At 72.8% G+C, this 14,436-nt stretch carries 13 protein-coding genes; 5 read left to right on the top strand and 8 right to left on the bottom strand.

What is annotated here, in order from left to right; genetic code table 11:
• Nucleotides 1–74: 74 nt before the first annotated feature.
• Complete coding sequence (locus NE235_RS11365; RefSeq protein WP_252801617.1) at nucleotides 75–869, bottom strand: HAD family hydrolase; 795 nt, start codon at nucleotides 867–869, stop codon at nucleotides 75–77.
• Entirely contained in the window at nucleotides 866–2,125 is a 1,260-nt protein-coding gene (gene serS / locus NE235_RS11360; protein WP_252801615.1) for a serine--tRNA ligase, read from the bottom strand. Before serS ends, NE235_RS11365 begins: the two co-directional genes overlap by 4 nt.
• Nucleotides 2,126–2,254: 129 nt before the next feature.
• Between serS and NE235_RS11355 the strand changes: the two genes are divergently transcribed.
• Nucleotides 2,255–3,115 (top strand): inositol monophosphatase family protein, encoded by an 861-nt coding sequence (locus NE235_RS11355; RefSeq protein WP_252801612.1) that lies wholly within the window; start codon nucleotides 2,255–2,257, stop codon nucleotides 3,113–3,115.
• A 350-nt stretch (nucleotides 3,116–3,465) separates the two neighbouring features.
• On the opposite strand, the gene pheA is transcribed toward NE235_RS11355, so the two are convergent.
• The 3 genes from pheA to NE235_RS11340 all read right to left on the bottom strand — a co-directional run bounded on the left by pheA (nucleotide 3,466) and on the right by NE235_RS11340 (nucleotide 6,227).
• The gene (gene pheA, locus NE235_RS11350) at nucleotides 3,466–4,440 is read right to left on the bottom strand and encodes a prephenate dehydratase (RefSeq protein WP_252801611.1); all 975 of its coding nucleotides are present in this window, start codon (nucleotides 4,438–4,440) and stop codon (nucleotides 3,466–3,468) included.
• Between the two features lie 84 nt (nucleotides 4,441–4,524).
• Nucleotides 4,525–4,980 (bottom strand): DUF4446 family protein, encoded by a 456-nt coding sequence (locus tag NE235_RS11345; RefSeq protein ID WP_252801609.1) that lies wholly within the window; start codon nucleotides 4,978–4,980, stop codon nucleotides 4,525–4,527.
• Entirely contained in the window at nucleotides 4,977–6,227 is a 1,251-nt protein-coding gene (locus NE235_RS11340; RefSeq protein WP_252801607.1) for a glycosyltransferase 87 family protein, read from the bottom strand. Before NE235_RS11340 ends, NE235_RS11345 begins: the two co-directional genes overlap by 4 nt.
• A gap of 248 nt (nucleotides 6,228–6,475) precedes the next feature.
• Here NE235_RS11340 and NE235_RS11335 point away from each other — a divergent pair, with 248 nt between their 5' ends.
• The gene (locus NE235_RS11335; protein WP_252801605.1) at nucleotides 6,476–8,683 is read left to right on the top strand and encodes a hypothetical protein; all 2,208 of its coding nucleotides are present in this window, start codon (nucleotides 6,476–6,478) and stop codon (nucleotides 8,681–8,683) included.
• Here the strand turns inward: NE235_RS11335 and mptB are convergent.
• The 3 genes from mptB to NE235_RS11320 are packed head-to-tail and all read right to left on the bottom strand — an operon-like array spanning nucleotide 8,568 to nucleotide 11,306.
• Nucleotides 8,568–10,235, bottom strand: coding sequence for a polyprenol phosphomannose-dependent alpha 1,6 mannosyltransferase MptB (gene mptB / locus NE235_RS11330; protein ID WP_252801604.1), 1,668 nt, complete (start codon nucleotides 10,233–10,235; stop codon nucleotides 8,568–8,570). The two genes, NE235_RS11335 and mptB, sit on opposite strands and share 116 nt — an antisense overlap.
• Nucleotides 10,222–10,950 carry a glycosyltransferase gene (locus NE235_RS11325; RefSeq protein ID WP_252801602.1) on the bottom strand — a complete coding sequence of 243 codons (729 nt, stop codon included), beginning with the start codon at nucleotides 10,948–10,950 and terminating at the stop codon, nucleotides 10,222–10,224. Before NE235_RS11325 ends, mptB begins: the two co-directional genes overlap by 14 nt.
• A 20-nt stretch (nucleotides 10,951–10,970) precedes the next feature.
• Nucleotides 10,971–11,306 carry an STAS domain-containing protein gene (locus NE235_RS11320; protein WP_252801600.1) on the bottom strand — a complete coding sequence of 112 codons (336 nt, stop codon included), beginning with the start codon at nucleotides 11,304–11,306 and terminating at the stop codon, nucleotides 10,971–10,973.
• Nucleotides 11,307–11,405: 99 nt separating this feature from the next.
• Here NE235_RS11320 and NE235_RS11315 point away from each other — a divergent pair, with 99 nt between their 5' ends.
• From NE235_RS11315 to NE235_RS11305, 3 genes are all read left to right on the top strand, one after another.
• Nucleotides 11,406–11,939: a hypothetical protein gene (locus tag NE235_RS11315; RefSeq protein ID WP_252801599.1), complete on the top strand. Its 534-nt coding sequence runs from the start codon at nucleotides 11,406–11,408 to the stop codon at nucleotides 11,937–11,939.
• Between the two features lie 519 nt (nucleotides 11,940–12,458).
• Nucleotides 12,459–12,626 (top strand): hypothetical protein, encoded by a 168-nt coding sequence (locus NE235_RS11310; RefSeq protein WP_252801590.1) that lies wholly within the window; start codon nucleotides 12,459–12,461, stop codon nucleotides 12,624–12,626.
• 45 nt (nucleotides 12,627–12,671) lie between these two features.
• Nucleotides 12,672–14,204, top strand: coding sequence for a long-chain-fatty-acid--CoA ligase (locus NE235_RS11305; protein ID WP_252801588.1), 1,533 nt, complete (start codon nucleotides 12,672–12,674; stop codon nucleotides 14,202–14,204).
• The last annotated feature ends 232 nt before the right edge of the window (nucleotides 14,205–14,436 follow it).

The following is a 14,436-nucleotide window of genomic DNA, read 5'->3' as shown; positions in this document are numbered from 1 at the left end:
GGCCAGGCGGCGCGGGAGGCCGGGTGACGCCGGCTCCCGCGCCGATCCCCGGCCCCCGGCCAGGCAGGGGCCGGTCAGCCGGGGAAGAGCTCCTCGATGGTGCGCGCGACGCCGTCCTCGTCATTGGCCGCCACCTTGCGGTGGACCGCGGCCAGCACCTCCGGATGCGCGTTCGCCACGGCGTACGAGCGACCCGCCCAGGTCAGCATCGGCAGGTCGTTCGGCATGTCGCCGAACGCCACGACCTCCGCGGCGTCGACACCGTGCCGCCCGCACAGCTCGGCGAGCGTGCTGGCCTTCGACACCCCCGGCGCGCTGATCTCGATCAGCCGGTGGCCGTTCGAGTGCGTGGGCAGCACGAGGTCGCCCAGGATCCGCCGCGCCTCGGCGAGCAGGGCGTCGGCCTCCAGCTCGGGGTGGCGGGCCAGCAGCTTGGCGGCCGGCCGGGACACCAGCTCCTCGATCGGCGTCGGCGTCCGGGGCGTCCGCGCGTCCCAGTAGGACAGCTCGAAGCCGTGCGCGTACGACATCCCGTCGTCGTACTCCGCCGCGAAACCCAGCCCCGGCAGCGCCTCACCGAGCACCGCGATCGCCGTGCGCAGCCGGTCGACGGGGATCAGATGCGTGTCCACGACCTGCTCGGTGTGCAGGTCGTAGGTGATCGCGCCGTTCGCGCAGATCGCCAGGCCCCGATGCGCGACCAAGTGGGCGACCGACCGCATCCAGCGCGGCGGGCGGCCCGTCACGAGCACGAGCATGGCCCCCGCCCGCTCGACGCGGGCGAAGGCCGCCACGGTGCGCTCGGACACCGTGTGGTCACTCCGGACGACGGTGCCGTCCAGGTCCGTGGCGACCACCCGCGGAGTCATCGCGCGACGGGCTCGAGCACCTCACGGCCGAGGTACTTGCGCAACGCCTCCGGAACCCGCACCGAGCCGTCGGCCTGCTGGTGGTTCTCCAGGATCGCGACGATCCACCGGGTCGTCGCGAGCGTGCCGTTCAGCGTCGCGACCGGGCGGGTCCGGCCCTCGTCGTCCCGGAAGCGCACCGACAGCCGGCGCGCCTGGAACTCGGTGCAGTTCGACGTCGAGGTCAGCTCGCGGTACCGGCTCTGGGTCGGCACCCACGCCTCGCAGTCGTACTTTCGGGCCGCGCTCGTCCCCAGGTCACCCGCCGCCACGTCGATCACGCGGTACGGCAGCTCGACCTTGGCGAGCATCTGCTTCTCCCAGTTCAGCAGGCGAAGGTGCTCCTCGTGCGCGTCCTCCGGATCGCAGTAGGAGAACATCTCCACCTTGTCGAACTGGTGCACCCGGATGATGCCGCGGGTGTCCTTGCCGTACGAGCCGGCCTCCCGCCGGAAGCAGGACGACCAGCCGACGTACCGCCGGGGCAGCGCGCCGATGATCTCGTCGCGGTGGTAGGCCGCGAGCGGCACCTCGGAGGTGCCCACGAGGTACAGGTCGTCCTCGGGCAGCCGGTAGACCTCCGAGGCGTGCGCGCCGAGGAACCCGGTGCCCTCCATCGACTCCGGCTTGACCAGCACCGGCGGGATCATGGGCGTGAACCCGGCCTCGATCGCCTGCTCCATCGCCAGGTTGAGCAGCGCCATCTGCAGCTGCGCGCCCACGCCGGTCAGGAAGAAGAACCGCGCGCCGGAGACCTTCGCGCCGCGCTCCATGTCGATCGCCCCGAGCCGCTCACCGAGCTCGAGGTGGTCCTTCGGCTCGAAGTCGAACGCGGGCGGCGTACCGACCTCCTCCAGGACGACGTAGTCCTCCTCACCGCCCTCGGGCGCGCCCTCCTCCACGAGGTTCGGCACGGTCAGCAGGAGGGCCTGCAGCTCCTGGTCGAGCCGCTGGGCCTCGGCGTCGGCCTCCTTCACCTGCTGGGCGAGCTCCTTGGCCCGGTCCAGCAGCTTCTGCCGCTCCTCGCCCTGTGCCTTCGACACCGACTTGCCGAAGCTCTTCTGCTCCGCCCGCAGCGACTCGAAGGTGCTCAGCGCGGAACGGCGCCGCTCGTCCAGACCGAGCAGCTCGTCGACGACGGCCTCGTCCTCGCCCCGGGCGCGCTGGCTCGCGCGCAGCCGGTCGGGATCGTTTCGAAGGGCTCGCAGGTCAATCACAGAGACGAGGCTACCGCCCGCCCCGCCCCGTGGCCGACCCGATAACCGATCACCCGGCTCGACGTCCCGGCCGCGATCGGCCGTGCGGGCCCCCGCTCGCGCAAGGACCGCCGTGACAGAGTCACGGACATGGACGATCTCTCTTTCGCGCTCTTCCTCGCCGACCGGGCGGACGCCGTCACGATGAGCCGGTTCCGGCGCGCCGACCTCGACGTGCGGACCAAGCCCGACCGGAGCGCGGTGACGGAGGCGGACCTCGCGACGGAACGCGAACTGCGGGCACTGATCGCCGAGCACCGGCCGGACGACGGCGTCCTCGGCGAGGAGTTCGACGAGACGCCCGGAGAGGGCCGCCGCTGGATCCTCGACCCCGTCGACCACACCGACAACTACACGCGGGGCATCGAGGTGTACGCGACGCTGATCGCGCTGGAGGAGCACGGGCGGATCACCGTCGGGGTCGTGTCGGCGCCCGCGATGGGCCGCCGCTGGTGGGCGGCGCGGGACCACGGCGCGTACACCAGCGGCCCGCCGTGGCCCGGCGCGCCGGACGCGGCGCGCGACGGCCGCCGGATCCGGGTGTCCGAGGTCGGCGACCTGGCGGACGTCCACCTCTCGTACGCGGCGCTGGACCACTTCGAACGCCGCGGCCTCGTTCCCGGCCTGCTCGGTCTGTCGCAGGCCGCGCGGTACGAGTTCGCCTCGGCCTGTTTCTGGGGGCAGATGCTGGTGGCGGAGGGCCGCTGCGACGTCAGCCTCAACCCGCGCGGCAAGATCTGGGACAACGCGCCGATCCAGGTGATCGTCGAGGAGGCCGGCGGCCGGTTCAGCGACCTGGCGGGCGAACCGCGCGTCGACCGGAACTGCGCCGTCGTCACGAACGGGCTCCTGCACGACGACGTGCTGGCCCGCCTGTCCGGCGCGGCCGGCGGAGCGGCCAGCAAGGCGGACCGCGAAACGGGCAGTGAAACGGCCGGGTTTCGACCCTGATGGAAAGCGTTGCCGCCGTGGTGCCCAGCGGCGAGGATCGACCGCGCGGCTCGCCGCACCGGCCGAGCGGCGCTTTCCCGCATTCCCCACCTGGCATGCCAGGGCACGAGCGACGGCACCTCCCTGCCGTTCGGCGGGAACGGCAGGGAGGTGCCGGTCGGCCGGATCGAGCGGCGGCGCGATCACCGGGGACGCCGCCGCTCGATCCGACAGGCTCACCCGACGATCGCCTAAGGACACCCGGTCCGGGATCTGGTACGCCGAGGCCCCGTTCGGGGACGACTCCCCTTACCTGTCGATCGCCGCGTCCGGCGACTACGTCCAGGTCAAGTAGGGCCCGTGGCGTCCGGTCACAGGTCGTGGCCGGAGCGGATGGCGTGCAGCCAGGCGGACGCCTCGGCGAAGTCGCTGTCGTGGGTGCCCCGGCGGATCTCGATGCGGCCCTGGTCGGCGCGCGGGTAGCTGCCGAGGAACCGAACGTCCGAGCAGATGCGGCGCAGGCCCATGAGCGCTTCGCCGACCCGCGCGTCCGCGACGTGACCCTCGCAGTCGATCCAGAAGCGGTACCGGCCGAAACCGTCCCCGGTCGGCCGGGACTGGATCAGGGTCAGGTTGACGCCGCGGACCGCGAACTCGGTGAGGAACTCCAGCAGCGCGCCCGGGTGGTCATCGGTGAGGTACGCCATCAGCGAGGTGCGGTCGAAGCCGACCGGCGCCGCGGGCGGGCCTGGCCGCCGGGCGAGGACGAACCGGGTCACCGCGCCCGGCCGGTCGGCGATGCTCTCCGCGGCGGGCACCAGGCCGTACCGCTCGCCGGCGATCGGCGCGGCGATCGCGGCGTCGAAGCCCGAGGTGGGGTCGGCGACCGCCATGGCGGCTCCGGCGGTGGACGTCCCGGTCGCGACGTGGGCGTGCGGGAGCGTACGGGCCAGCCAGCGCCGGCACTGCGCGTGCGCGTGCGGGTGGGTGCAGACGCTCTTGATGTCCTCCAGCGCGGTGCCCGGCCGTACGAGCAGCGCGAACTCCACCGGGAGGATCACCTCGCGGGTGATGAGCAGCACGTCGCCGTCGGCGAGCTCGTCCACGGTCGTGGGCACCGGGCCCTCGACGGAGTTCTCCAGGGGCACCATCGCGGCGTCCGCGTCGCCGCGGCGGACGGCGTCCAGGGCCATCGGCACGGTGGCGTACGGCTCGCGGACGCCCTGCCGCGCCTCGGGCAGGGTCAGGAGCGCGGCCTCGGTGAAGGTGCCCTCAGGGCCGAAGTACGCGAAGCGCTCGGGTCGGTCGGCCGGTGCCGCCGCGTTTCGCGGGCTGTCGTCGGTCACGGAGTCCCCTTATGCCGCTGCTGGACAGATCCGGCGTCAACCCAGGTTACGGGCGGTTTCGTACTATGACGGACCGGTCGCCCGTCACGTGGAGGGCGAGGGCCGCGCGTTCATGCCGATGTCGCGCCCGTCGTCGAGCCGGATCTGCGGCCCCTGACCGAGCCTGGCCGCCCGCACGACCTGGTCCTCTTCTGGAGACAGCAGCTGCAGGCTGCGGCCACTGTGCACGATCTTGGCATAGGTGCGGGTCTCGGTGCGCCCGTTGATCGAAGTGAGCACGACGCCGTCTCCGGCGGCGTTGAGGAGGGCCAGCGAGAAGGACAGGCCACCGGCGTCCTCCCGCAGCGCGTCATAGTGGACGATCGCGACATCGCGGATGGCGCGGCCGTCGGTGACGTCGGCGCTCGTCTCCAGCCGGCGGCGCACCATCTCGACGCACTCCTCGACGGCCTGCGCGGCGCGACGCCGGGCGGTCAGCCCGGCGTAGAGGCCGAGGAGCCCGATGCCGACGGCGGCCAGGGCGATCGTGACGAGGATCACGATCTGAGCGTACCCACCCGCGGCTCGTCACGCGACGCATCCACGCGATCACTTTCGGATTCCGGTTCTGGGATCGCTCCGCTCGGCCGCCGGCGGTGGAACACGAACAGGAGAGCGAGCGCCCCCAGCCCGTACGCGTCCTGGACGACGCGCCCGACCGGGCGCGGGCCGATGTGGTACGCGAGCAGGTCGATCCCCCACCACGGGATCGTGAGGACGTAGAACAACCACACCCCCACGGCGAAGGCGAAGGCCTTCCGGCGGCGGCCGGTCCCGGTCAGCGCGCCGAGGACGACGACCAGCCAGGCGAGGTGATGGATCCAGGACACCGGCGAGACCAGCACCTGCACGAGCCCGATGATCGCGATGGCGCCGATCTCATCGCCCGCGCGGGCGGTGCGCCGCGCGGCGCGGAAGCCGACCCAGGCGATCAGCGCCGCGCACGCGAGCCACAGGACGGCAGCGACGGAGTCCGGCAGGGCGGCCCGCAGCAGCATGCCCCGGATCGACTGGTTCGTCGTGGCGGTGTTGGACCCGAGCCGCTCGCTGTCGAACAGGGCGCCGAACCAGTAGTCGGCCGAGTCCGCCGGCAGGAGCAGGAACGTCCCGAGGGAGACGACCGCGGCACCGGCGATGGCGTTGACCGCCTCCCGGCGGCGGCCCATGACCAGGAAGTAGATGATGAAGACGCCCGGCACCAGCTTGATCGCCGTGGCCAGTCCGACGAGCAGGCCCCGTGGCCAGCGCGTCCGGGGCGCGGCGCAGTCCGCCACGCACATCGCCATGAGGAAGACGTCGACCTGCCCGAACCGGAACTGGTCCCGTAGCGGCATCGGGTACGCGCACACCGCGACGAGGATCCCGGTGAGGACGGGCGCCCACCCGGGGAACCTCTGGAGCAGGGGACGGAAGGCGTAGCGGACGGTCACCGTCAGCGCGAACAGGATGAGACCCGCCCACACCCACTGGGCGGCGGCCCACGGGAGGAGGGCGAGCGGGATCGCGAGCAGCACCGCGAAGGGCGGGTAGGTGAACGGCAGGAGCTGCGGCGGCTGGGTGAGGAAGTCATAGACCGGCGCGCCGCGCAGCACCGCCTGCCCGCCGGAGCGGTAGACGTCCAGGTCGACCATGCGCTGGTCGGCCGGGTTGGTCAGCCAGTGCAGCGCGAGCGGCCCCACCGCGGCGACGACGATCGCGAGCCCCGCGACGGCCATCGCGATCTCGCGTTTCGTCCTTCGCTCAGCCATGGGTCCCATCCTGGCTCACGTCGCCCACTGCTGGGGAGCCGTGCGCCGCCGCCCGACGGTGGAAGGCCCCCGCACGACGGCGGCAGGCCTCCGTGCGGCGGTGGAAGGCCTCCGCCGGGCCCGCCGGAACGGGAAGATCCGCAAAGCGGCGTACACCGGCGAGCACGGTGGGCACGGCACTAGCCTGGGGACGTCCCAAGATTCCGGAGGTGATCGTGGCACGGCCACGAAAGGCGGAACGTCACCATTTGGGCGCTGCGATCGCCATGGTGGTGCTGTTCACAGCCGCGTCGCTGGGTCTGCTGCCCGGCACCGCGACCGCCACGTCCACGCCGACGCCCACACCGACCACCTCGACCGGATCGGCGGCGTCCCCGCCCCCGGCGACCGCGGGCGCGCCCGCGAAGAGCCCGGGCCGGGTGCTCCTCATCGGCGTGCCCGGGCTGCGCTGGGGCGACATCCGCCGCACCGGCACCCCGAACCTGTGGAAACTGACGGGCCGGGCGGCCGTCGGCACGCTGTCGGTCAAGACGGTGAGCGGCCACGCCTGCCCGATCGACGGCTGGCTGACCCTGTCGGCCGGGCAGCGCTCCCAGCTGCGCCACGGCAGCTGCGGCCTGCCGCCCGCCCCGGCCGGCACGTCCGTCCCGGGCTTCGCCGGGATGCGCGAGGACAACGCGCGCAGCAAGTACGGTTCAAAGCCGGGCCTCCTGGGCGACGCGGTGCACGGCGCCGGAGCCTGCACCACGGCGATCGGTCCCGGCGCGGCCGTCGGCGCGGCGGACCGCGCCGGCCGCGTCGACGCGTACTTCCCCTCGGCCGACAAGACGCCCGCCGACGCGTGGGCGCGCTGCGCGCTCACGGTGGCCGACGTCGACGACGTCGTCCGCGCCTACGTCGACGCGGGCGTCGACGTGAACGGCCACCCGGTCCGGGTCACCCCGAAGGTCCGCGCCGCGGCGGCGTCGGCCGCCGACGCGCAGGTCGGCCGGATCCTGAAGGCGGCGCCCGCCGGGACGACCGTGCTGCTGGCCGGGCTGTCGGACAACGCCGGCACCGAGCGGCTGCACGTCGCGATGGCCGCCGGACCGGGCTACGGCCCGCGCTACCTGACGGCGAACTCCACGCGCACGGTCGGCCTCGTCACGCTGACCGACCTGACGTCGACGATCCTGCGCACGCTCGGCGTCGCGCAGCCGAAGGACGCGGTCGGCTCGCCGTGGCGCTCCGACGGCCGCAAGTCGGCGTCGGTGGCCCGCGTCGTGCGCGCGATGGCGGACCGGGACACGCACGCGCGGATCTACAGCCGCTTCGTCTTCCCCTTCTACATGGTGCTGATCGCGGCCCAGCTCGCCCTCTACGCCTTCGCGACGGTGGCGCTGCGCCGCAGGAACGACCGGCGGCTCGCGGCCACCAAGGTGCTCGCGCTGGCGGCCGGGGCACTGCCCGTGGCGTCGTTCCTGGCCAACGCCGTCCCGTGGTGGCGGAGCGGGCAGCCGGCCCTGACGCTGGCGCTGCTGATCCTGGCCGGCGTCGTCGTGGTCACGGCAGCCGCGCTGGCCGGCCCATGGCGCCGCTCGGTCACCGGGCCGGGTGTGGTGGTCGCCGGGGTGACCGCGCTGGTCCTCAGCCTGGACGTGATGACCGGGAACCACCTGCAGAACTGCAGCATGCTCGGGTACACGCCGGTCGTCGCCGGCCGGTTCTACGGCTTCGGCAACACGACCTACGCGCTGTGGGTCACCGGGCTGATCATCGCGGCGGGGGCACTGGCGGGCCTGGCCGCCGCGAGGTGGGGCGACCGGCGCCTGGTCCCGCTCGCCGTCGTCGTCGCCGCAGGAGTGGTCGCGCTCGTCATCGACGGCGGGCCGATGTGGGGGGCGGACTTCGGCGGCATCATCTCGGTGATCCCCGGGTTCACGGTCTTCGCGTTCATGCTCACCGGGCGCCGGGTCCGGCCCACGCGGGTCATCGCGGTCCTGGCGGCCGGGGCCGTGCTCGTGCTGGGAATCTCGTTCCTCGACTCGCTGCGGGCGAACCCGACCCACATCGGGGAGTTCTGGAACGAACTGACGAGCGGCGACGCGGGCAAGGTCGTCTTCCGCAAGTTCCTCGGCATGGTCGGCACGTTCGGCAACTGGAAGCTGTCGGTGATCATCGTGCTCGGCGTCGGCTTCCTGTTCTTCGCGCTGCTGCGGCCGCTGGCCTGGCGCGCCGCCGCGCTGCACCTGGCCTACGAGCGCGCCCCCGCGCTGCGGGCCACGCTCACCGCCGCCCTCGTCACGACGGTGGTCGGCATGCTCGTCAACGACTCCGGCGTGGCGATCCCCGCGATGGCGTTCACGGTCGCGGTTCCGCTGGCGCTCGCGGCGAGCGTACGGGCGCTGGAGCTCGCCGGGCGCGAAGCGCCACCACGACCAGAGCGATCAGAAGAGCCGTCAGCAAGCACGGGGTGACCCGCGAGCGCACGTCGGTGATCAGCCAGTCGAGGGAGCGCGGGAGCCCGGCGAGCCGCGGGTCGCGGGCGGGCAGGTAGGCCAGGGCCAGCAGGCTCGTACGGGCCAGGAGGAGCCCGTCGAGCCGCGACCACGGCACGAGCGCCAGCATCGCCCAGCCGAGGCCGTCGTACCAGGGCAGGGCGTACGGCGCGGCGAACAGCCAGGCGACCGCCGCGACCGCGGTGATCCGCAGCGCGTCCTCGCCGGCCGCGTCGGCGGCGACGCCGAGGTTCCGTAGCCGCGGCCGGGGCGCGGCGCGCAGCAGCAGGACGGCCAGGACGGCGGTCAGGGCGATGGCGGCGTTCTGGACGGCCGAGCGCGGCAGGGTCAGCAGCAGCCCGCCGTTCGTCCCGGCGAACAGGTGCCAGGGCGTGGCCAGCGCGACCGCCTTGGACGCGCGGTGGAGCTGGTCGAGCGAGTGCGGTCCCGCGATGACGTACGCCAGGCCGGTGACGGCGAGCGCCGCGCCGGGCAGCGCGACCAGCCGGGCGAGCGCGGCGCCCGCCGGCCGTGACACCCGGGCGAGGGCGACACCGGACGGGGCGGGCACCCGGGCCGCCGCCGCGCCGGTGCCCGCCCGTACGGCCGGTCGTACGGGGCCGGCGCCGGCGCGGGTCCGCCACCACTCGCGCAGCAGGACCCAGCCCGGTCCGGCACCGACGATCGCGACGTTGAGCTTCACGGCGGCACCGGCGCCGATGAGGATCCCGGCGGCGACGCAGCGGCCGAGCGTCCGGGTCTCCGGCCGGCGCGCCCACGGCGGATCGGGCACCGCGAACACCACCAGCCCGGCGACCGCGAACCCGAGCGCCAGGACGTCGTTGTGCGCCCCGGCGACCACGGCGTACAGGATCAGGGGATTGGCGGACCACAGCAGCGCCGCGCGCAGCCGTCGGTCCCGGTCGCCGCGGGCGGCGTGCGCCAGCACCAGGCCGACGGCCAGGAAGGCCATCACCCCGGTCACCGACATCACGAAGACGGTGAGCCGGACGGAGTCCTCGCCGATCAGCGAGGCGAGGCTCTGCTGCGCCGTCGCGATCGGGCCGTACAGGGTCGGGGCGTTCCGCCAGTCCTGGACGGCGCCGATGACCGGGTCGGCGGGCAGGTTGCGCGGCGCCGTGGCGTACGGGTCGTTGCCGGTGACCGCCATGCGGCCGTACGCCGCGTAGTTGAGGTGGTCCGCCGAGCCGATGGGCGGCATGAACATGAACGCGACGGCCGCGACGGCGCCCGCGACCAGCAGGATCCGCGGCCGGATCCACCAGCCGCGCCGGGACGCGTACAGGGCCAGGCCCAGGCCGAGCGCCGACAGCCCGATCCCGGCCGCGGTCAGCCCGAGGGCCAGGTGCGCCGAGGGGTGCGCGGTGAGGGAGTACGGCGGCTGCCCGGAGGAGCCGGACAGGGCGGGCTCCATGACCGACGGCCCGAGCAGTGCCACGGTCAGGAAGCAGGCCAGGCCCAGCGCGGCGGCGGACAGCCCCGCGAAGCCCAGTCGGTCAGCGCGGGTCACGACGCAGCCGGGCGAGTCGCCGGGCCACGGCGGGCTCCCGGGCGGCGAGCGCCCGCCCGACGTCCCGGAACTGCCGTGCGCGGTGCAGCTGCGCCCGCCAGTCGGTGCCGGTGGCGCGGTGCGTCAGGGGAACCTCCACCTCGGTCACCTTGAAGCCCTGGCGCAGGAGGTCGATGGTGAGGCCGGTCTCGACGCCGAAGCCGGACGCGAGCGGCAGGGCCGCCTCGAACGCCTGCCGGGTGAGGCAGCGCTGGCCGTTCAGCGGCTGGGTCGGTGTCCAGCCGGTGAGGCGCCGGATGCCGTCCCGGGACAGGCGGACGACGAAGCCGTGGCCGCCGAGCTTCACGCGCTCGCTGAACGCGGCGATGGTCATCGCGGCCGTGCCCGAGCGGACCGGCTCGATCAGCGGGCCCGCCTGGCGGGCGGTGTCGCCGAGGTCCGCGTCGAGGAACAGCAGGTGGCGGGGGACGTCGCCGTCCAGCAATCGGACGGCGGCGGCACCCGTCTCCATCGCGGCCGCCTTGCCGCGGTTGCGCGCGTGTCGTACGACCTTCGCGCCCGCGCCCTCGGCCAGCCGTCCCGTCGCGTCGGTGGACCCGTCGTCGACGACGACGACGAGGTCCACCCCCGACAGCGACGCCGCCGCCTCCACCGTCGCGGCGATCCGGTCCTGCTCATCCTTGGCCGCGATGATGACGGCCGTGTCCGCCTGCATGAAGGCGATGGTAGTGGCGGTCAGGTGCCTTCCAGGGCCGGTAGGGCATCGTGCACGGAGAACACCGTGTCGAGGCCCGTGACCTGAAGGATGCGGCGCACCGCTGGACGCGGTGCCGCCAACTCCAGTGTGCCGCCGTGTTCACGGAGTCGTTTCATGGCCGAGAGCAGGACGTTCATCCCGGTCGAGTCACAGAACTCGACCCCGCTCAGATCCACCACGACCCGGCCGGCTCCGTCGCGAACGAGCGAGGCCAGCTCGGCTTGCAATCTGGGTGCCGTATAGAGATCGACCTCGCCGTAGACGGATACGACGGCGTGACCCCCCTGAGATGCGGTCGAGACCTTTAGCTCCACGTGCCGCACACTAGCGCCCTCCGAGCGGGTGAACCAGAGCCGAACGGGATTAGGTCTCGCACATTACCGGGCTATGGCCTGTGCTTTGCCAAAGAGCCCATGACTTCTGCACCTTACGACGGAAATGTCCGTCAATTCTGGCCCCGGCGCGGCGACATGGAGATCTTCTCAAATATCGCCGCCGATGTCCGCGAATCCGTCCACCGGCGCGTCGCCATGCGAGAAGCTGGGATGGTGACACGACGCGCGACGCCAACCCGAATGTCCGGCGATTTCGGATACCGCCGTGTCCGCGAACGCCTGGAAACGATACGCACCAGATCCGAGAAATCCAGTTCGTGGCGGTCCATGACACAGTACGTCTCCCGGCTGGTCAACCGCGAGGGGTACGTGCCGGTGAAGGCCCGGCTCGCTCGTGAGGACATCGTCTTTCTCGCCTCCGCCCGCGACGACGTCATCGCCTTCTGCGAAATGACATTGCGGCTCATCGATCTGCACCAGCCGCGCGATGCCGGCGGAATCACCAGTGACATCGGAAATCCGATGTGCCGGTGCCGGGCATGCATGTGGCGGTGGCCGTGCCCCACCTTCCGCGCGATCCAGGACGCCGTCGAGCGAACACCGGGCACCTGACGTTCTGCGGCCCGCGCTTCGGCGGTCGCCGATTCACCGAACGCCATTGACGCGATAAGGCGGCGATGAATTCCGGCGCCTGCCGGGCCGCCGCACGCGCTCCCGTACGGCGTGCGCCCGGCCGGCCCCCGGGCCGGGCCCGCGCGCGCCCGGGCCGGGCCCGCGCCCGCACGCCCGTCGGCACGGACGAGCGAGGCTCCGCCGTCCGGCTTCGTCCCCACCGGCCGCTCCGGCCAGGAGACCCGCATGCGCCCGGCGGATTGGTTATCCACAGGGTGTGGGCTTCGCCGTCCACAGGATCCCTACGTTCCGGAAAGCCACGCCGACCAGGGCGGCGAAGGCCCTTACGCGCCAGCCGCGATACCGCACGCGAGCCTTTTCCACGCGTTGTCCACCGGTTGTCCACAGGTTCGCGGCCGCGGTGGAGAAGCACGAGAGCCCGGAGGCGAGGAGCGATCGGCGACCGAGATCCACCAGGTTTCGCCCGTGATCGCATCCCGACCGCGTACCCTCGCCCTCATGGGGCGGACCATTCTCAACATCATCGGAATCCTGCTGGCGATCTGGCTTCTCTTCACGGTGCTCGGAATGCTCGTCGCCGCGTTGAAGTTCCTGATCTGGCTCGGCGTTCTCGCGGTCGTCGGCGCCATCATCGTCACGGTCATCAGCAAAATGGCGAAGAGCTGACGACGGGCCTTGTGCGGCCGCCGCGCGTGCGCGGATGATTCCGGCATGGACCTGACGGGCATCCTGCGGAGCCGTGCGGCCGAGCGGCCGGACGCGACCGCCTTTCTCTACGAGGGCGACCGCGTCACGTACGCCGAGTTCGACCGCCGGGTGGACCAGGTCGCGGCGGCCCTGCGCGCCTCCGGAGTCCGGCCGGGCGACCGCGTCGCCGTGCTCGACAAGAACTCCCTGGCCCACGTCGAGCTGCTGTTCGGCGCGGCGCGGGCCGGTGCCGTGCAGGTCCCGATCAACTACCGGCTGGCCGCCGACGAGGTCGCCTACATCGTGGACAACGCGAAGGCACCCGTCCTCGTCGTGGGACAGGAGTTCGCGCCGCTGCTCGACGCGATCGCGGATCGCCTCGAGCACACCGGACACCTGGTCGTCGTCGGCGGCACCGGTCACCGCTACGCGGACTACGCGGCGTGGACCGACCGGGACGCCGAGCCCGCGGACGAGCCCGGTGAGGTGTTCGTCCAGCTGTACTCCTCGGGCACCACGGGCCGCCCGAAGGGGGTCATGCTGACCCACCAGAACTTCCTGACCGCACTGCGGATGAGCGAGGAGATCTGGGACCTCCGCCCGGACGACGTGGTGATGGCCGCGATGCCGCTGTACCACATCGCCGGGTGCATGCTCGCCCTCTCCGGGGTCTACGACGGCCTGCCCTGCGTGCTCGTCCGGGAGCCCGACCCGGTGGGCATCGCCCGGGGCATCGAGGCGCACCGGGTCACTCACCTCTTCCTCGTCCCGGTGATCCTGCTGTTCATGCAGCAGCTCCCGCAGGTGCGCGAGACGGACCTGTCCAGCCTCCGCCTGCTGATCTACGGGGCCTCGCCGATCAGCGAGGACGTGCTGCGCGGCATGATGCGGATGCTGCCCGGCTGCGGGTTCATGCAGGTGTACGGACTGACGGAGACGACAGGGGCGATCACGCGCCTGCCGCCGGCGGATCACGTTCCCGAGAGCGGCCGGCTGCGCAGCGCCGGCGTCGCCAATCCCGGCACCGAGCTCAAGATCGTCGATCCGGCGACCGGTGAACCGGTGCCCACGGGGCGGGTCGGCGAGATCGTCTGCCGGTCCGCGCAGAACATGGTGGGGTACTGGTCGCTCGACCAGGCCACCAGGGACGCCGTGCTCCCCGGCGGCTGGCTGCGCACCGGCGACGCCGGCTACCTCGACGAGGACGGGTACCTCTACATCCACGACCGCGTGAAGGACATGATCATCTCGGGTGGGGAGAACATCTACCCCGCCGAGGTGGAGAACACCCTGATGGGCCATCCGGCCGTGGTCGACTGCGCCGTCATCGGCGTGCCGGACGCCAAGTGGGGCGAGACGCCCAAGGCCATCGTGGTCCGCGACGGCGAGGTCACCGAGCGAGAGCTGATCGACTATTGCCGGGACCGGCTGGCCCACTTCAAGTGCCCGACCTCCGTCGAATGGACGGACGCCATCCCGCGCAACCCGACCGGCAAGGTACTCAAGCGCGACCTCCGCCGGCCGTACTGGGAGGACGAGAGCCGTTCCGTTCGTTGAGACAGGGCGGCGGCAGGGGGCGCGGGAAGACGAGGGGAACCACCGGGGCGGCCCGCCGCACCGGTCGACGCCGCAGGGCGCACCGATACGCCGATGCCAGGGGGAGATATGAACGCGTTCCCGCCAGGACCGCCACCGGGTCCGCACGACCCCCATTCGGGGCCGGCCGACTCCCCGTCCTGGTCGCCCGGACCGCCGCCGGGGCAGCCGGGCCCCGTGCCGGGCGCCCCGG

It is taken from the genome of Actinoallomurus spadix (assembly GCF_024055725.1).
Classification (GTDB): Bacteria; Actinomycetota; Actinomycetes; order Streptosporangiales; family Streptosporangiaceae; genus Actinoallomurus; species Actinoallomurus spadix.
Note: the sequence above shows the minus strand (reverse complement) of the source record. Positions and strands in the feature narration are given on the sequence as shown.